Source organism: Paenibacillus sp. FA6 (assembly GCF_051550225.1).
Taxonomy (GTDB): domain Bacteria; phylum Bacillota; class Bacilli; order Paenibacillales; family Paenibacillaceae; genus Paenibacillus_AQ.
On record NZ_CP188820.1, the window covers coordinates 1981762 to 2001533 of the forward strand.

Consider the following 19772-nt stretch of genomic DNA (forward strand, 5'->3'; position numbering starts at 1 on the left):
AGATTCCTAAGAATACTAGTGTATCCACCCGTTATTTCCTATACCAATTTTCCCTCTAACTTTGGGTTGACCTAGACGGTACCATCCGACAGCTGAATCACTGCGTGTGCGGCATCAACACCATTCACTGTAATTGTGATACGATGCTCTCCTGGATAATGACGACGCGTTGATAGATCTGCCCAGCGATGCGTTCTGGTGCCATTCAGGCGCGTACCACCTGGGACTATCTTATCTGCAAGCATAAATAGCTTTCGTGAGGTTTGCCCTCTCGCCTTCACGAAGTCAATCCCGTATTCCATACGAATTCGCACCGGATCGCCTTCACGGATATGTAGTTCGTAACGAAGCTCACAGGTCTCGCCAATCGACAGTACAGATGGTTCTGCTGATAAGGAAGCAAAGGTCGCCAGAGACTCCCCTTCACTCGCTTTCGCATAACCGAACAACGCGAGTACTTCCGGATTCGCCTTGCGTATCAAGGTTCGACAGGCATGCCGGACGATCCAATCTGTATGCGGGTGGTTGCCGATCCAGCGACGAGCGGTATCGAGTACAACCAAAGGATGATCTTTGGCAATGTCGTTTAGGTTGTTAGCAATGCTCTTACGAACATAAAGCGAAGGATCCGCCTTTAGTAACTCGAGCACTGGTAGTATAGGAGTTGGGTCAGCTTTGAAAATGGAAAGAGCCTGTCCCCACGGCAATCGGGGACGGCATCCTTCGCTTGCAAGACGCCGGACATGCTCATTTGGATGCTCTGCCCAAGCTACCATTTGGCGCATCATTCGATCTGGGGAGCGCAAGAGAAAAGATCTTACAGCAAATTCTGCAGACGACTTTGAAGTAAATCGTTCCAAAGCATTCATGGATAGCGCCCAATGTTCTTCTGCCTGACCGTACACTTCCACGAAATCAGGAAAGAATAGATATGGGAAGCCGATGCATGTCTCGTCTATTGCATATAATACGTCCAACGCCTCTTCATACCGAGTGGGTAGATACCTTCCAAGTGTCTCGGAAATTCTCCGAATGCGTTCCTTTAACTTAAGCCCATCCCAGCTATTATCTATAGTAGCGTTAATAAATGTTTCTGTGTCAAATGCCTCATACACGCCATGTACCTTTTCGCCAAATTGACGCAGGAATGCTTCGTGGTACATATCTTTTAAAGGTTCAGCCATTCTTTATCTCCTCCTGATGATAATTACAGCGCAACTATGCACGCGTATCATCGCTTTCTATCTCCATCCAGTTAACCATATATATATCATAGCAATCATAACTTGACGACATCACGTCAAGTTATGATTTTGGTTTTATATTATTTATCATGGTTTCTAACTTTACTAGAATGATATTCCTCAAACTTTCAGGCTCTATAACTTCAATAGCTGTGCCAAATGATAAAATATAGTGATACAGCCAATCTCCCTTCGGAATAGAAGTCGCAATCATGAAGGAGCCATCTTCGCATCCTACAACATCTCTTTCATCAAATTCATCATATACTCTGTAAGCTCCTTCGGAAGAGATCTTCAATTGAATATCGATTAACATACTGGGTTCTTCTTTGATATCAATGCTTAACTCATCTGTAAACTTCTGGATGAAATTATCCCCTGTTACTTGGATACCGATGATTCTATTAATCTTGAATGTTCGATATTTCTTGATAGTTAAACAAAATCCTTGCAAGTACCATGACTTATCCTTGAAAGTAAGCTTTGCGGGTTCAACAATTCGACTGCTCTTTACCCCAGAAGAGTTATAATACTCAAAAGTAATAATCCAACTATTTATAATGGCGCTTTTTAGAGTGTTGAATTTTTCCTTTTCAGATATGTTACTACCCCAAGGTGAGAAGTCTACTTCAATCCAGTTAGATTTATCTTTGTTAAACATACTGCTAAGTTTTGAAAGTACGATCTTAATGTCAGGATATTCTGTTGCAGTTAGACTTTGCAATGCAATCAATATCTCATTTTGTTCATGTTCTGAAAGCAAGGATTTATTGAGAACAAAATTATCTAGCAGAGATAAACCGCCACCTTTACCTTGTCTGGAATAGACTGGAATTCCTGCTGAGCTCAGCGCGTCGATATCTCTAAAGATCGTTCTAGTAGACACTTCAAAATGTTCTGCTAGTTCTTTAGCAGTTGTCGTTCTTTTATCAAGTAAAATATATACAATCTCAAAAAGCCTACTTATTTGCATATAACACCTCGTATGTATTATATAATAAATAACTTAACAATATTATGCCGAGTTAGTTGTTCCTGCACTACACTAGTTGCAATTGACATCGAAAAACCAGCCAGAACACGAAATTAAAGTGTTCTGACTGGTTTTTTCGAGTGAATTAGATACTCATGCAGAGGTCTCACGAATGATGTAACTTCTGCTATTTCGAAGGAGTGTTATATACTCTCCTGCTTTAATGCATCAATAATATTTTCTCTTTTTACTTTTGAGCTGGAATATAGCATGGCTGAACCCACGATGACAAATACAGCAATAATGACATACACGATACTCGTCCATGGAAGTGTGAACCGATAGCTAAAGCTATTCATCAATGCTCTGTGGATCAAATACATGACCGCTATACTGATCGGAAGTCCATAGAGCAACGACTTTATTCCATAAAATATACTTTCATAATTCATCATTTTGTTAAAGCCTTTAGGTGTCATCCCCACAGATTTCAGCATCGCAAATTCACGTTTGCGAAGGGATATGCTCGTCGAGATCGTATTGAAAATATTCGCAATCGATATTAACGTAATTAACACGATAAAGCCATAAGTAAATACGGACATTAACAAGATCATCTGTTCTTCTTGTTGTCTATTTTGATACATATTAAAAATATACATATTACTCTCTTTCTTTTCCTCGATTTCCTGTTGTGTTTTCATTGGATCTGTACTTTTGAGTAGGAGCTTTGATTGAATATCATCCTTAACCTTATCATTCATCAGTTGATCAAAAACTTGTTCAGAGACAATGATATTTAATCCACCTATTCCTGCTGGAAAAATACCCATAAGGAGTTGATCTGTCAAAGCGGCGATCTTCACCTTGATTAAATTCTTCGTTTCTTCTGTATCCCTATCTGTATAGGTTAAATCAATACTATGACCAACTTCCGTATATATGGCCTTCGTTTCAACATATTTCCCTGCTTCCTCATCTTCGTAAGTGGTCTTATCAATCACAATGGCGGATAATTGTTCCAGGTCTACGAGCTGTTCGTAATTTGTACCCATCGCTTGAGTATAAGCTCGAAGGCTCTCCTCATTAAGTGCATTTATCTTAATATAATAAGGGAATTTCCCATTCTTAAGCATACTCTCATCAAGCTTCACCAAATCATGCAACTCATTTGCGATCGATGATTCTTCAATCCAAGAGGTTACACTCATTTCTTTCATCACACTATACTCCGTTACATCCTTAAGGGAAACAAATGATTTCATTATCCTATCTTCTGTATCCGTTGTATCACTGTATATGGATACTTGAATATCATAATTCACGCCGTCCTGTGAGAGATCAAGAGATTTCTGCAAATTAGAGGTGAAAAATGATACTGCTAAGAACAACACAATACTAATGACGAGCGAGAACACCGTCGCTTGATACCTACGCTTATTTCTCTTTAAGTTTTTCAGGCCCAATTCTGCTTCGATACCGAATAGCTTGCGAACGAACTTGGACGTTTTCACTGCTTTACCAGTCAGCTTAACATCGGTTGTTTGACGAATCGCATCAATAGCGGTAATCTTAGAAGCTTTTCTTGCCGGAAGATACGTTGAAATGAAAATCGTCAGTATTGAAACGCCACAGGCAACAAATATCGATAATGGTGTGACGATCACCGTTAACCTTTCTGTCATCCCTAATGCATCTTGGATTATCGAATTAATGAACCAAAAGGTAATACCGATTCCCACGATACCGCAAATGATTCCAATGGGGATACTGATCAGTCCAATGATCGCTCCCTCAAAAAATACCGAGTTTTTCTTCTGTCGATTCGTTGCCCCCACGCTCGAGAGCATACCTAAATGACGAGAACGTTCTGAGACGGAAATAGCGAACGCATTATATATTAATGAAACGGAGCCAATAATAATGACCGCCATAATGATCGCTGACAATGAGAAAAGCGTTCTTCCCATGCCATCGTTATTCGTCACACCATAATAGCGCAATAAATCATGATTGAAACCAACGGATTCTATGTTGTTTTTCTTGGCTAAATCCTCTGCATGAGTGAATAAAGAGCTTTTAACCTTTTTTAATACAACCGTCGCATGAACAGTATCGTCTGCACCAATCATACTTTCGTCCACATAACTGAGGATTGTATACCCTGGTGCCCAGGTAGGTTCCCATGTGGGACGTTTGATGAAGCCTACAACAGTATAACTTATCGTTGTATTGTTTTTTAAGACTTCGTTAATCCCATCATTGTTCATTTGGAATGAATCAGTCTGTGTTAGGACTCGATCACTACCCTCATCTTCAATAACGAATCGTTCACCAACATCAAGGGTTAATGTATCTCCAATCTTGTATTCTACCTTGGCATTCATAGCAATGGCCTCAGAAATAGCCACTTCATTGGCTGCTAGCGGTAGCCGCCCAGTACTCAATTCAATCGGAAACTGTTTGAAGCCTTGTACATTATATTCCTTGATGAACAAATACGGCTTGTTTTCATTTTGGCTACCTTCTAAATGCGCATAACCACGATCTCTCGAAATGACTAGTGCTTTGGTTGCTTCATCGGTTTTAATCGCTTCAAGCTGAGTTTGGTTCACATCTTTGTAAAGGACATGCCATTCTCCTTCACTTGCGATCGTTTGCTTTTGCAATAATCCCATAAAAGATACGGCAAGAGTTGCAACAGCCGTCACCATAGCGACTGAAATAATGACGCCTATCATTGTAACTAATGTTCGTCGTTTGTTTTGCTTTAAATGTCGAATTGTTAATTTATTAACAATATTCATGGACGAATCACCTCATCCTTGGCAATCCTTCCATCTTCAATGGTAATCACTCGATCTGCTTGCAATGCAATCCGTTCATCATGAGTAATGATAATCAACGTTTGATTAAAGGTTTTATTAAACATTTTCAACAAATCAATGATTTCATTACCATTTTTACTATCCAGATTACCGGTTGGCTCATCAGCTAACATTATCGCAGGATTACTAATCAACGCTCGGCCAATAGAGACCCGTTGCTGCTGTCCACCAGAGAGCTGATTCGGCAGATGGTTTAAGCGATTCTCCAAATTTAAAGTCTTTATAATATCAGCAAACTGTTTCTTATCCACCTTATGCCCATCAAGTAATAAGGGTAGTGTGATATTCTCCTCAACGGTTAGGACCGGAATAAGATTATAAAACTGATAAATCAAGCCAATTTGTCTACGTCTAAAGATCGCTAGCTGTGTTTCATTCAGGTTATAAATATCCGTGTTATCAACGAACACTTTTCCACTTGTAGGTCTATCTACACCACCAAGCATATGTAGTATCGTTGATTTCCCAGAACCAGACGGACCAATAATGGCGACGAACTCCCCTTTTTTCACTGAAAAAGAAACATCATCAAGTGCCTTTACCGCCGTTTCACCTTTCCCATATGTTTTAGAAAGATGTTCAATTTTTAAAATATCCATTGTAAGACCTCCATTTATGCTAATGGGATCAGTATAACTAGCTAAGATGACTATCAAGTGACTGCAAAATGACTATCTAGTCACTTAACAGCCATTTGATTAACTTGTTTGTAAAACTTAATACGAAACTGTGTGCCTTTCTCTTCATCGCTCTTCACATCAATGTCTCCATTTTGGCTTGTAATAATGCTATGAGCTAGGGCAAGCCCAATACCGATACTATCTTCGCTTGCATTCTTTCCTTTATAAAAACGTTGAAAAATATAGGGTATATCTCCTCTCGGGATTCCCTTACCGTTATCAGCAATCATAATTTCCGTAAATAGTGCATTTTCTGAAAAAGAAATGGTGATCTCCCCACCTACAGAAGTGTGCTCCACAGCATTTTTAAGAATATTCATAACTGCTTCAGCTGTCCAATTCAGATCACCAAGAAATGTGACCGTAGATTCACCCTTTATCGAGACCGTTTGTTCCTTAATATCCATAGGAATCAGTACAGGCTCTAACGCTTTTTGAAAAAGCTTGTCCACTGTAATTTGATCGTGTTTAAAATGTGCCGTTCCTGCATCAATCTTCGAGAACTTTAATAACGAAGAGACAAGCCACCCGATCCGTTCGAGCTGGATAATAATATTGTGAGTGAATTCCTTTCTTTTCTCAGTAGGCAATTCGGCATTACTTAACAAATCTGCCATCACGGTCATGGAGGTAAGTGGGGTTTTGAGCTGATGAGATATATCAGAAATAGCATTGGTAAGTTGGATTTTATCTTGTTGTAAAAGTGAGCTCTGTTCGGAGAGCATTAGCGTCACTTTATAAATATCATTCTTTAGAATACTAAGCTCACCTTCCTGATTATCACGAACATCAAGTGAATAATCCCCACCACTAATTTGACGCAAATAGCCAGAGAGCTTTTCTATTTCACGATATCTCCATCTAGTAAATACTAAGATACATCCCATAAGTAAAGCTGCCGTGATTAAAATGAGCCATGCGGCAACGAACGAAATAATAGCAGCTGCAATCCATATTGCCGCTAAACTAATCGAGCACATCGTTAGTACAAATATTTGAATCTCTCTATTACGTAACATGCTAATCACCTACCTTATAACCTAAACCACGCACTGTTTTAATAATCGTTGGATCTTGTGGATGGTCCTCTAACTTTTCCCGTAATCTTTTTATGTAAACAGTTAATGTATTGTCATTCACGAAGTCCCCTGCTACATCCCAAATCCGCTCTAGTAGCTGACTTCTTGAAAGAACTTGTCCAATATGATTAGCAAAGATTAGTAATAAACGATACTCCAAGGCAGTCAATGGAACCTCATTCCCATTCTTGAACACCTTTCCTTCCAAAGTATTAATTCTGACATTGTCTATTTCAATGATCGATTTCGTCTGAGTCTGATTATGATATCGCCGCAAGACTGATTTGATTCGCGAGAGGAGTTCTCGAATACGAAAGGGCTTTGTAATATAATCGTCTGCTCCCATGTCTAGCCCCATGACAACATTGACCTCATCATCAATCGCCGTTAGGAAAATGACCGGAATATCACTTCGCTCCTTCACTATTTTACAGAGTTCATAGCCACTACCATCCGGAAGTGATAAATCAAATAAACATAAAGTGAATTCATCTAACTGTTCTGCTAACACCTTTTTGGCAGATGCAACATCATAGCAAAGAACCGTGAGGTATTGATCTTGTTGTAGCGAATATTCAAGTCCAGAAGCGATCGTTTTATCGTCTTCCACAAGCAAAATTTTCATTGATAATCATCCTAACTTTATTTTACTTCGACGAAACTAATGATATTAATTAATTGTATCATATCATGTGACTTGTACTTATCGAACAAAGAAGAACCCGCAATAAATGCAGATTCTTCTTATTTGGTAATTTTGATTAGTTAATATGGCAAGGAACCTAGTTTAATGTAATAATGCTTACTGAAGCACAACCGTATCTCCAACATTAAGTCCCGAGAGTATCTCTGTCTTGTCAGCAGTTTCCATTCCAACCTCAATATCTCTTCGCTCATATTGTCCATTGCCCATGTCCAACATAACATAGGAGATATCTCCCTCGTGTATAACTGCAATACTTGATACAACGGTGGCCTTCTCTTTGCGGACGGTCTCAATCTCACCATTCAGACTGAGCCCGCCAATCAAATGCTCGTCGGGCTGTAATGAGATGACTACTTCAAATTGAGGCACTTGGTTCGTGTTGTTCTCGCCTGCAGCGGTCACAGCAAATTTAGATACCTTGGTTACCTCTCCAGATAGCTGTAATTCTTTCAATGCAGTCAGCTTCACAATAACCTTCATACCTTCTTTAATACGGAAAATATCCTGTTCCCCCACAAGTGCAATGAATTCAAGCTTGTTCATATCTACAATTTTACCAATATATTGGTTATCTGTAACAGATTGCGGTCGCTCACTCGTGCTGTCATAAAGGAAAATACCGGTTGCCGGGGCTTTATAGACCGCTGTTTTCAGCTTGGTTTTCTTCTCTGCAAGCTCCTGCTTCTGGATATCGGCGTTCAGTTTATTCAGCTCATCACTTAACCGCCCTGTCTCTTGGGCTGCAAGTGCTTTTAAACGTTCCGCTTCTGTCGCTCCAAGAACTGTATCCTCATTTTCTTGTTGGCTTACGAATTCATTCAGCTCGGCTTCCAGCTTCGCTTTGCGGTTCGTTGCTTCTTGCAATGCAATTTCATTCTTTAGTGTCGATTGATCGAGTATATACAGCACATCCCCTTCTTTTACCTGACCTCCATTTTCAACTTTCCATTCCGTTACCTTGGAAGCAAATGGGGCGTATACGAGCGTTTCCTGCTCATACTTTGACTTCCCTTTTACCTGTACGGAATTGGTTATCGTTTCTTGGATCACTTCAAAGGGAATGGCTTGTGGAATATCCATCGGTTCCATCTGCTCATTTGATTTATTCATTTTGAAAAACACAGTAAAACCAATCCCTAAAACGATCAATACGATTATGATCCACTTTATGGTTCTCTTCATCACTTCGGCTTCCTCTCAACTTGAAATTGCTAATCTCGCTTAATTGCCGTCAGCGCATCGGTTCTGGATGCACTAATTGCCGGATAAATTCCTGATAATACTCCCGTCATTATAGCAAAAGATATACCCACTGGGAGCGTCATGATCGGAATAAATATAATAATGCCAGCACTTGGATCTGGTCCTGCTGATGTGCCAATGAGTTGATTAATGCCAAATACAATGAGGTAGGATATCAGTACACCCAAAATCCCACCCAGCAATCCGAGCAAAGCAGCCTCTGTAATAAACATATTCCGGATTTGCCCCATATTAGCTCCCAGCACCTTCATAATGCCGATCTGGCGTCGTCGCTGATGTGTAGACATGGTCATCGCAACGATGATGGAAATCGAAGCTATGATTAGAATAAATACCCCAACACCCAAAGCTGCTTTTTTGACCATATCGAATTGTTCCGCCAACATCTCTTGTTGATATAAATTGGTGCTCGTATTTAATGTCAGCTTCTGTATAAGTTGCTCCAGCTGCACAATATTATCTGTGCTATCCACCTTCACAATAACAGAGTTATAGACTCCTGCTTGTCCAGAGGCTCCATTGTTGAGATTCAATTCTTCGGCCAGCCGCTCAGCGGTTTCAAGTGACACATAGATAATCTTGTTCCAGCTTTCCATCTGATCATTTGATCCAGAAGCTTTGTTAAGAATGCCATTGACTCGTAGCGGTGAGCTATTCAACGTGGAATACTCCATTTGCATTTGTAGTTGAATTTGTTGCTGATACATTTCCGATGGCAGCATGTTTAGGCGTTCATACTGCTCCCTTAGTTCGAAATTGAAGGGATCATTTGCGAATGCATCGTTCATCTTCTTTTGGGTCTCATCATCGATCAAACCCAATGTGGCACCATAGTTGAGGACTGCCATTCCGGGTAAATGAGATCCTCCCCCTTGCTTAAAGGTCTTATCATATTTCTCCAGCAGACGGAGATCCGTTCCGATGACCTGGACATAGGCTTTTCTGTTATCGATGGTGTACATCTGCATATATCCTATTTCTTGAAAAGGAGTAGCTGCTTCCACATGGTTCAGTCCTTGGATTATTTCTAGCTTCTGACGGGTCAGCTTCCCAGGGTCCAGCATTTCGTTTCCCTCACCTGCCCCGCCTCCGCCATTAGCCCCATGTGAAGGCATTCCGCTATTGGGCATCACTGTGATTTCGTCCATTTTTAAATATTGGTTCATTGTTTTCTCTGAATAACTCTGCGCGGATTCACCAAGGCTTAAGGCAACAATGATTGCCGCACAGCCAATGGATATGCCAGCCATGCACAGACCTGTGACAACCTTCCGGCGTCTGACCTGATCCCAAGCCAAGCGTGAAATATCACTAATCCTCAATGCTTGTCACCCCCTGGGTTTGCATTTCTACAGAAGCACCCTTTTCGTTTACTAAATAACCGTCACGAAGTGCAAAAATGCGTTGCATTTGCTCTGCAACATCCATTTCATGCGTTACAATAATAAAAGTAGTGTTCATTGTCTTATTCAATTGAAGCAATATGTCAATGATCTCTTCTTCTGTCTTTGAATCCAAATTACCAGTAGGTTCATCTGCGAAGATGACGGACGGCTCTGTAATCAGGGAACGTGCGATACTGACACGCTGCTGCTGTCCGCCCGACAATTGTGAAGGAAATAGATCAGCTTTGTCTGGGATACCCACCCTCTCCAGCAATGCGAGAGATTTCTGCTTGCGTATGGACGGAGAAACAGATTGGAACACCAGTGGCAATTCCACATTCTCTCGGACAGTCAGACTAGTGATTAGCTCATAGGCTTGAAAGATAAACCCTATATGCTTTCTCCGAAACATAGAAAGCTTGTTCTCACTCATCTTAACGATATTGTGATCGGCAATGTGAATTTCGCCTTCTGTTGGTTTCATTAAGCCAGCCATCAGATTCAGTAGCGTGGATTTACCGGAGCCGGAGCTACCCAGCAGGGCCACCATCTCTCCCTGCTTCACTTCAAAGTTAATGTTATGAAGCACCGGCGTCCATTCATTACCGTTCTTAAATGAGTGTGTAATATTTTCGACTCGCAACATGGGTACTGCTCCTCGCTTTTACTATAATATGATGAAGTTCTATTGCTCCATTTCAGGTAGTTGTTCATAAGTTAACGAGTATTCTTGGCTAGCCAATTCGATCCGCTCACCTTGAAATTCATCATATAACGTTAATCTGTAAGTACCACCGTTCAGAGACTTATATCGATCATTACTGAAGGACAAAGTAAACGTATTATTATTTCCTTCTGTTAGATCTGTACCAAGGGCTAGGGCTTTCTCTTGCGACTGGCCGTAAGGGTCCGTCATTTTGAGCATAAGTTTGTGGTTGAAGGTTCCCGTATCGTAGCTGCCATCTCTGAACAGATTATAGTTCACATCAATACTTATACTTTCACTACCTTCTTTAAGCCTACCGTTGGAACTTTGAATAGATAAGGTATACGGATAGAGAGTAACTTCTGCCAAATTGGTCGATGGTGTATATGAATTAAGTGCTAGAGAAGCTATGTTGATAAAGCCAGTTGCTTCTTGACCCGGTTCACTTAACTTGTTACCTGTAATGCCAGAACCCATATAAAGCGAGAGATCAGAGGTCTTCACCGACTTAGGAAGCTTCGACCAGAAAGTAATTAATTGTTTGCCACCAGGACTAACTGCAGCTTCAGGTTGATTGGAAGTAGCTTCATAAAACTCGCCATTTGCCGTTTTATAATACGCTTGAAGCCGTACCATCTTGCTTTGTCTACTCTCTTCATTGCTTATGAGTAATTCCGTAGATACGATATTTGAGCTAATTCCTTGATAAACGACGGTCTTTTTCTCCTGAATGGTTGCGTTCTTGCCTTTATCAGTAATCCTAAAGTTCCCTCCACGCTGAATGGTGTTGACAGCATCCATTGTGCTATTCGTGCTCAGTGTAAGAAACGGAATGGACTCCTTATCTACTGTAGAATATAGGCTGACTTGCATATTATTGAAATCCGTTGTGTAAGGAACTTTAGCAAGGACATTAATATCCACAGATTTGCCCGGTGCTAACACAACAGATTGCTTATCCATAAACAGCTCCGTTGAAGACATCAAGTCGTCATAATCCACCTTTAATGCCCCCTTCAATTCAGGGAGGGAAAGTGTCACTAATTGTGTGTTAGTAATACGTAATTTAGCTACAACAATATCATCTTCCATCCAAGGGAAACGCTGAAGAGACAGGAGATTATAAGCGAAAGAGCCATATGAATTCGTAGCGTTGTACTCAAATCCTGTGAGAGTATTGGTACGAAGAATATAAGGGATATTATAATAAGCAACAGGCAAATTTAGTTTAGTTTTGACTCCCGCACTTTCAGCTGTTGGGCTTATTGTGTCTGCACTCACGGTCTCAATCATTTGAAGTTGCAACTTATCTTGCTCCACCTCAAGCGGTACCTGTGCCGTGAACTGGATGATCTTTTCTTCCAACGGATTTATAATAATTCCGTTTAAATCTTTGGCATTGACTGGAAAGGACTTCCCTTTCGGGGATTTCACAGCAAGTTCATAAGAAGGCATTTTCACTGCCTTATTGCCGGTATTTTTCAATCGGAGCTGGAAAGACCACATGCCCTTATTATCTTCTTTAAATACTGTTGCATTGTTCAATTGCGTTTCGATCATATTGTTGTTGATCATGATTTTTTTGACAACATCCTTCTCAACGATTAAATCAGGAGTCGTTGCCACGGGCAGGTTATAAGAGGACTTTGGAAGATCAAGCTTCAATGTCTCATCCTTTTGAACAAATTGTAGCTTCATATTATTAGTATTTAGATAGCCGGGGATCTCTGTCATATAGTAGACCACCTTTTTCTCCTGAGGCTGAATCTTGTAGTCTACTTGAGAGCTATCCAACGCCAATTCAAATGAAGTACCTCCTGCTGACACCAGATATACCTTATATCCTGGATCTCCAAGTACTTTATCACCTTTATTGGTCAGACTAACGCCAACCTTAGCATATACTTTTCCGCTATATTCATAGAGTTGCAACGACTCAGTGTACGCTGTAACGGGAATATCATTCATCGTGGTATTTAGACTCTTACCAATGGCAACTGTTGGGGAATAATTAGCTGGTAACTTAAAGGTACCCACCTGTCTCAGATAACCTTTGACTTTGGCGTCCCAGACATACATTGGGATTTTCAAGCCTTTGAGTGAATTCGTCGTGCCGATATTGACATAGTACGTTACGCGTAGATTCCCTTTGGGAACCACCTTCTTCTTGAGCACATCTCCGGTAATCGGATTGCCTGGAATAACGGATCCAGCGGGGGTTATAACTCTTGAGAAATAATGGAGCAGATTCGCATTACTATTACTTCCGTTAGTATAGTTAAGCGTGTAGGTCAGAATGTTTCCCCCCGCTTGTGGCCATATATTGACATCCTCGAGTGTAGCTTGGAACTTGGAACCTAGTTGAATCGAGCCCAAGTTGCTAATTGGACTAGCTGTCACAGCCGCAATTGCCGGACTGGGATAGCCGGAGACCCCAGAAGCAGCAGATGCCGTGTATCCGGACATCTGTGAAATGATAAGGGAGCCTACTAGCACAACGCTATATGTATTTCTAAGCTTTTTCATTGATTTACCTCCAAAGTAATTTACTAGGTTTAGTATAATAGTATATGTAAAGAGAATAGTATCTAAGTTGTAACTATATATGCCAATTGCATGTTATGATAAAAACATTGTGTTTTATTAAGTTAAATAACCTTTACTCTCAACGAAAACGTAGGTGGATTAATTGTGGAATATTGATCGCTTAAGTGAGCAGCCTCTCTACCAGCAAATTGCTGATCACTTGGAGCAAAGAATTTCATTCGGTGAATTTCCACCGGACAGTCTTCTTCCTTCCGAACGAAAGTTGGCGGAGAAGTTAGGCGTAAATCGAAGTACGGTCATTCTAGCGTATGCAGAACTACGGGCACTAGGGATTATTGAAAGCCGCTCCGGTAGTGGAACCCGGGTGAGCAAACATAAATGGGGACTCACCCCGAAGCATACGCCCAATTGGCACAGGTATGTGGAAGGAGGACACTTCTTACCTAATCTCCCCTTCCTGCGCAGAATCCGTGGAGCTCTCGAACAGAACCCATCCTTAGTGGATTTTGCCAGCGGGGAATTAGGTGCTGATATTTCTCCTGTAGCTGAAATTAACCAGCTCATAGGTCAGGATTACTATACAGAGTATCTCGGCTACGATAATCCACAAGGATTCCTTCCATTGCGGCAATCTTTAGTTACATATTTGAGTACGTATCGCAATATTGCCACGACGGAATCATCTATTTTGATTACATCCGGTTCTCAACAGTCACTTTATTTAATTACCCAATGTTTACTGGCCCCGGGTGACGCGGTCGCCATTGAAGATCCTTCGTATTATTACTCTTTGCCGATGTTTCAGTCCGCGGGTATACGTCTATTTCGTCTCCCTGTTGATTCTCAAGGGATTAACCCTGAAGATGTACGTACTTTATATAAAAAGCACCGAATCAAAATGGTGTTTATCAATCCTAATCATCAAAATCCTACAGGGGTAGTCCTTTCTCCAGAACGACGCATTCAGCTTCTAAACGTAACCAGCGAGCTGGGTCTTCCTATTGTGGAAGATGATCCGTTTAGCCTAACCGCGTATAATGGTTCGCCAATACCACCCATTAAATCTATGGATACGCTGGGCTCAGTGTTGTATATCGGTTCTTTTTCTAAAATTGCTGCTTCTGGTCTTCGAGTTGGCTGGATGGTTGCTCCGCATTCGGTCATTGAAAGACTGGCCGATGCCAGGCAACAGATGGATTATGGACTCAGTGTTGTACCACAGCGTGTGGCTGCCCAGTTTCTGAATTCCCCTTTGTTCCAACCTCATTTAGAGCGATTGCGCATGCGTCTTCAATATAAAAGAGATCTGATTGTTAAGTCTCTACGTGACGAACTGGGTGATATGGTTAGCTTTGATATTCCCCAAGGTGGCTTGCATTTATGGTGCAAGATCAAGCCGGAAGTTCATGAAAGCCGATTATTAGAGGAATGCATCCGAAGGGGTGTCATTTATGTACCAGGAAGCGTTTATGGTTCTGATTCGGAGTATGTAAGGTTTACATTTGCAAGAGCGAAAGAGGATGAAATTGTAACTGGCATAGCAAAATTTGCAGATGCTCTTCGTTCACTTGTTCATCCTTAACTCTACTAAACCATGATCCAAATGAATACAAAAATAAGAATTGCGATGATATAAAAAATAACTAGCTTAGAGATGTTTCCTTTTGTTCTTTTGTCATAATTCGGATTAGATGTTTTATTCTCATTAGACATCCCGACTAGAAATGTTGCTATGCCTCCGATGACAGCCACCAAAATAACAATGATGTATAACAATATTCAAGCCCCCCTGATTCCATCTTGTTCTCTCTTTAGATAAACAGTAAATCTGATATTGATCATATAGGGTAATTTGGATTCTGTAACCTACCAATTGGTTATAAATGATACCATCCAATTGGTAGGGATAAGGATACACGTCATTATTAACGCAAACAATCCAGAAGGTAGACAACTTATTCAAAGTGTCCACCTCTTGGATTGTATTTTATTACAATTCTACATAAGCTCTACTACTATGCATGAAGACTCTCATTCAAACGAACTGGAAGAGTCCCCTCTGCCGTACTCTGTCCTACCAGAATGCTAGCTAGAGCTTCCATAAAGTATGGTGTGTTCTCGTAGCAACATAGATACGCTGGAATATTAGGGATATCATTCAGATCATATGGATTGCGTGTAGATGCCACGATCAAGTGTCCATGCGATTGCTTCATCAATTGTTCTGCAATCAGACGCTGACCTTCTGGCAAGTCACTTCCAGATGTGTACGTTACGATGACCACCTGATCGACAGACTCCGCTGCTTGAACGACTTTGTTAATCTCCTCCTGTGATGGCTCTGCACTAATCCGGATTTCCTCTACGTGCCCCATGTACTGTGAAAGCGTCTGTCCTAGCGTTGCAACATCCGTCCATGGTTCATCCACTTGTGTCTCTTGTCGTACCTCTGGCCAGATAACAAGAACGGCTTCATTTGTATTCAATGGAAGCTGACCTTCGTCTTTGACGAGGGTAATACTCTTGCAAGCTACTTCTTTCAGTAAATCGTCAATTTCTGGATTTCTATCTTTATCCCAGAACGCAGGGGAATCAACCATTGCTAAAGCTTCCAAGCGTTTCCCTTTCAAGTTCAATATGCGCTCAACCGCAGTATCAATGACACTTTCGGAAACTCTGCCACTAAGCACTGCGGCTGTGACTGCCTCAATCGCACTAATCTGATCACTTAACGTATGGCTTACGAGCACGCAATCTGCACCTGCCTCTATCGCTTGAATAGCACCTTCAGCAATTCCAAATGATTTTGCAATGGCATACATTTCTAGACAGTCAGTAACGATGATACCCTCAAATCCCAATTCCTCACGTAGTAAGCCAGTCAGTACAGCACGAGACAATGTCGCCGGGATAGGCTTTGATTCAATCGCTGGGAATATAACATGTGCAGTCATGATCATATCTACACCTTCTTCAATGGCTCTTACGAACGGCTTCAGTTCAATGGCATCCAGACGACTTCTATCATGTGCAACTTCTGATAGCCCCAAATGTGAATCGACGCTCGTATCTCCATGTCCTGGGAAGTGTTTAGCTGCTGCCGAAAGATTGTTGTCTTGAAATGCTTTAATGACTGCCGCACCATGCTCAGCGACATGGTCTGCATTCTCACCGAATGAGCGAACGCCAATAACCGGATTCCGTGCATTATTATTTACATCTAGGCAAGGCGCAAAGTTCACATTAAGACCTAGAGCAATCATTTCCTCAGCACTAATGGTAGATACTTTGTAGCTATATTCCGGATTAGCTGTTGCACCTAACGCCATATTTCCCGGTACACGGCTCATTTGCTTATGGTCAATACGTGTAACCATTCCGCCTTCTTGATCAATGGAAATCCATAGGGGCAAGTTCTGACTATCCTTAGCGATCACCTGTAGCGAAGAGGATAGTTTAGCTACTTGCTCCAACTCATCGATATTTCGACGGAAATAAATAACACCACCAATATGATATTCCTCAATTAGCTGTTTAATATGATCGTTTGGAACTAAATCATGAAATCCACAAATAAACATTTGACCGATTTTTTGCTCTAAAGTAAGATTTGACACTTTCATTCATGGTCACGCACCTTTATCTTGAATTGTGTGGAACTAAATTATCTAACAAGATCCTTCACTTGTTCACGAAATTCTGAAGGAGTCATGCCCGTAGAACGCTGGAATACTTTCGTGAAATACCGTCTTTCTTGATAACCGATACTTATTCCTATCTGAGAAACACTTTTATCACTATGTGTTAATAAATATTTCGCAGCTTCAATTCGCTGATTCGTTAAATACTCAACGAATGTGATGCCCAAGTGGTTTTTGAATAGTAGGCTGAAATAGCTACAGCTGATTCCCAAATGTCCAGCAAGTTCATCAATGCCTAAATCTTTATCCAACCGACCCATAATATAAGAAACGGCTTCTTCCATCAGTTGATGCGGAGATTTCTTGGATTGCTCAGTTATGTCTTGCGTCTGCATCTGAGTGGCCACGAATTGGAGCGGATCTAACTTCCGACTTCGGATCAGTTGCTTACCAATAAGACGAAGCGTATTTTCCAATTCCTTGTAATGTATGGGCTTACAGATATAATCACGCACTTTATATTTAATGGCAAGTCTTGCATATTCAAACTCCTGATATCCAGTAAGAAGCAGTACCTCTGCCGTACAGCCCCTTCTTCTCAACTCTGCAATAAAAGATAGACCATCCATAACAGGCATACGAATATCGCTCAAGACGATATCAGGAATTTGCTGCTCATAGAGAGCCAATGCTTCCTGCCCGCTCCGGGCAAGGCCCATGACTTCCATACCTAACTCTTCCCAAGGAATGACCTTCTTCAAGTTATTCAGAATTGGAGCTTCATCATCCACTAGCAGTACTTTAAGCATCAAAATCCCCCCACTCATCATCTGGTATAATACATCGAATGATTGTACCCGTCGTGTTTGAAGAACAAATAAATAATCCATAAAAATCACCGTAATGAATTCTAATTCGATCTGCAACACTTCTCACACCGAGTCCTCTGCGTTCATGATTAACCGAGTTTCGATTACTTACCACTTCATGATCGTCATTCTGATCAGATCGCATATATTCAAAGGCAAGAAGCTGTTCAGGTCCTATCCCAATTCCATTATCCTCAATTTGCAAAATCATTTTCCCTTGTTCACTCCAGCAGCTAATGCGAATGATACCTTTATAGGTAATGCCTTCAAAGCCATGCTGAATGCTGTTTTCTACTAATGGTTGAAGCGTTAATTTCAGTATACTTCTTTTTAAAAGTTCATTGGGAACATCTATTTCATAATCAAAAATATCCTCGAAGCGGAATTTTTGAATTTCTAAATAGCTTCGCAAATGATCAATTTCTTTCTCTAAAGGAATCACTTCATTACTCTCGATGCTGATTCTAAGTATGTTGCCCAAGCGATAAACCATTTCACTGACTTTGGCTCCCTCATTCTGCATCGCTAGAACATTGATAGATTCAAGCGTATTAAATAGAAAGTGAGGTTTGATTTGAGCTTGCAGAACACGTAGTTCTGCCTGGTTCTTCTGTTTCTGTTCCTTCTTAACCTGTGTAAATAGAAGGTTGATTTTATCTACAAGATCATTAAAACCTTTGGAAAGAACATGCAGTTCATCATTACCTTTATCATCAACACGTACTTTGAAATCGCCACCCTCTACCCTGCGCATAAACCGGACAATCATGGCAATAGAACCCGTTATCCGATTCATAAACACGACATTAAACGTGAGTGCACCGAAAAGACACAATAAAGTGATACCTATAAACCATTGGGCGAAAACCTTCGTTTCCTCGGACAATGAATCCCAAGAAGTGACAGAAACGATACTCCAAGGGTATTCCTTGAGGTGGTACATGGAAACGATACTATTGTGACTATTAAAGGAAGCTTTAAAACTTTGATAGCCTTCTTTAAATTGTACGGGATAGTCCATGAGAGACTGAACTTTTTGACCATCTAACGACTGCATCGGATCGAATAAAATTAGCCCGTCATCATTGACTAACATGAAATGCGTGGAACCACTCGTTTGGTCTAAGGACAGATTACGAAAGATCGATTCAATATCCCAACTCTTTATTTGCACAACAAGGATACCTATGTTCTTAAACGTACTTAACTCCTTGATGAGTCTAATCTGTGTAAATACAGGATCAGGTCCCGTAATTTCCGGATACTCATGTGGTGCAATCCATTTCGGGACAGCATTTAGATCCATAACTTCCTGGAATAGAGGTTGCTTCTTGAATTCATCAAATTTCATAGCATTGAAATTCTCTTTGGTAAAAATAGAAACGGTACTATTATCCCCATGTAAATTATAAAGGAAGGCATAGCTCATGGATGGATGGTTATACAGTAAATTCCGGAAGCTACGCTGACTTGCATTCAAATCTAATTGTTCGGTAGCGCTCAAATCCTGTTTGCTTGGGTCTTTCTCACTTAATGCCATATGAAAAACAGAAGTACCAATGCCACTGTCAGTCACATTATCCATCTGTTTAAAGACGCTTGAAATACTGTAACTGACCGCTTTAAGTGAATATTCAGTCTGGCGGCTATACTTCTCTTCTATTGAGTTAGAAGTAACCATAAAGGTGACGACACCCAAGATACACAAAGGAACGATAATGAGTATCACAAATGCTAGTAAAAGTTTGACACGTAAATTCATACGCTAATTCTTCCATTCTGTAGGAGGTT

Annotated in this window: 15 protein-coding genes; 1 reads left to right on the forward strand and 14 read right to left on the reverse strand. The window is 40.8% G+C overall.

What is annotated here, in order from left to right:
- Positions 1–71 precede the first annotated feature (71 nt).
- The 10 genes from ACP8HI_RS09215 to ACP8HI_RS09260 form a co-directional block, all read right to left on the reverse strand.
- Positions 72–1184 carry a DNA alkylation repair protein gene (locus ACP8HI_RS09215; RefSeq protein ID WP_438350797.1) on the reverse strand — a complete coding sequence of 371 codons (1113 nt, stop codon included), beginning with the start codon at positions 1182–1184 and terminating at the stop codon, positions 72–74.
- 121 nt (positions 1185–1305) lie between these two features.
- Complete coding sequence (locus tag ACP8HI_RS09220; protein ID WP_438350798.1) at positions 1306–2217, reverse strand: helix-turn-helix transcriptional regulator; 912 nt, start codon at positions 2215–2217, stop codon at positions 1306–1308.
- A 203-nt stretch (positions 2218–2420) separates the two neighbouring features.
- Positions 2421–5024: an ABC transporter permease gene (locus ACP8HI_RS09225; RefSeq protein WP_438350799.1), complete on the reverse strand. Its 2604-nt coding sequence runs from the start codon at positions 5022–5024 to the stop codon at positions 2421–2423.
- On the reverse strand, positions 5021–5704 hold the full coding sequence (locus tag ACP8HI_RS09230; protein ID WP_438350800.1) for an ABC transporter ATP-binding protein: 684 nt from the start codon (positions 5702–5704) through the stop codon (positions 5021–5023). Before ACP8HI_RS09230 ends, ACP8HI_RS09225 begins: the two co-directional genes overlap by 4 nt.
- 80 nt (positions 5705–5784) lie before the next feature.
- Positions 5785–6804: a sensor histidine kinase gene (locus ACP8HI_RS09235; RefSeq protein ID WP_438350801.1), complete on the reverse strand. Its 1020-nt coding sequence runs from the start codon at positions 6802–6804 to the stop codon at positions 5785–5787.
- A gap of 1 nt (position 6805) precedes the next feature.
- Positions 6806–7489: a response regulator transcription factor gene (locus ACP8HI_RS09240; RefSeq protein WP_438350802.1), complete on the reverse strand. Its 684-nt coding sequence runs from the start codon at positions 7487–7489 to the stop codon at positions 6806–6808.
- A 177-nt stretch (positions 7490–7666) separates the two neighbouring features.
- Complete coding sequence (locus ACP8HI_RS09245) at positions 7667–8752, reverse strand: efflux RND transporter periplasmic adaptor subunit (RefSeq protein WP_438350803.1); 1086 nt, start codon at positions 8750–8752, stop codon at positions 7667–7669.
- 29 nt (positions 8753–8781) lie between these two features.
- Positions 8782–10155: an ABC transporter permease gene (locus ACP8HI_RS09250; RefSeq protein WP_438350804.1), complete on the reverse strand. Its 1374-nt coding sequence runs from the start codon at positions 10153–10155 to the stop codon at positions 8782–8784.
- The gene (locus tag ACP8HI_RS09255; protein WP_438350805.1) at positions 10145–10864 is read right to left on the reverse strand and encodes an ABC transporter ATP-binding protein; all 720 of its coding nucleotides are present in this window, start codon (positions 10862–10864) and stop codon (positions 10145–10147) included. The genes ACP8HI_RS09250 and ACP8HI_RS09255 overlap by 11 nt, the downstream gene beginning before the upstream one ends.
- A 39-nt stretch (positions 10865–10903) precedes the next feature.
- On the reverse strand, positions 10904–13450 hold the full coding sequence (locus tag ACP8HI_RS09260) for a hypothetical protein (RefSeq protein WP_438350806.1): 2547 nt from the start codon (positions 13448–13450) through the stop codon (positions 10904–10906).
- A 163-nt stretch (positions 13451–13613) separates the two neighbouring features.
- Here ACP8HI_RS09260 and ACP8HI_RS09265 point away from each other — a divergent pair, with 163 nt between their 5' ends.
- A complete protein-coding gene (locus ACP8HI_RS09265) occupies positions 13614–15053 on the forward strand; it encodes a PLP-dependent aminotransferase family protein (RefSeq protein WP_438350807.1) in 1440 nt (479 codons plus the stop codon).
- A gap of 5 nt (positions 15054–15058) precedes the next feature.
- On the opposite strand, the gene ACP8HI_RS09270 is transcribed toward ACP8HI_RS09265, so the two are convergent.
- The 4 genes from ACP8HI_RS09270 to ACP8HI_RS09285 all read right to left on the reverse strand — a co-directional run bounded on the left by ACP8HI_RS09270 (position 15059) and on the right by ACP8HI_RS09285 (position 19743).
- Complete coding sequence (locus ACP8HI_RS09270) at positions 15059–15247, reverse strand: hypothetical protein (protein ID WP_438350808.1); 189 nt, start codon at positions 15245–15247, stop codon at positions 15059–15061.
- Between the two features lie 239 nt (positions 15248–15486).
- On the reverse strand, positions 15487–17094 hold the full coding sequence (locus tag ACP8HI_RS09275) for a glycoside hydrolase family 3 protein (RefSeq protein ID WP_438350809.1): 1608 nt from the start codon (positions 17092–17094) through the stop codon (positions 15487–15489).
- A 41-nt stretch (positions 17095–17135) separates the two neighbouring features.
- On the reverse strand, positions 17136–17921 hold the full coding sequence (locus ACP8HI_RS09280; protein ID WP_438350810.1) for a response regulator transcription factor: 786 nt from the start codon (positions 17919–17921) through the stop codon (positions 17136–17138).
- Positions 17914–19743, reverse strand: a complete 1830-nt coding sequence (locus ACP8HI_RS09285; protein WP_438350811.1) for a cache domain-containing sensor histidine kinase — start codon at positions 19741–19743, stop codon at positions 17914–17916. Before ACP8HI_RS09285 ends, ACP8HI_RS09280 begins: the two co-directional genes overlap by 8 nt.
- Positions 19744–19772: the final 29 nt, after the last annotated feature.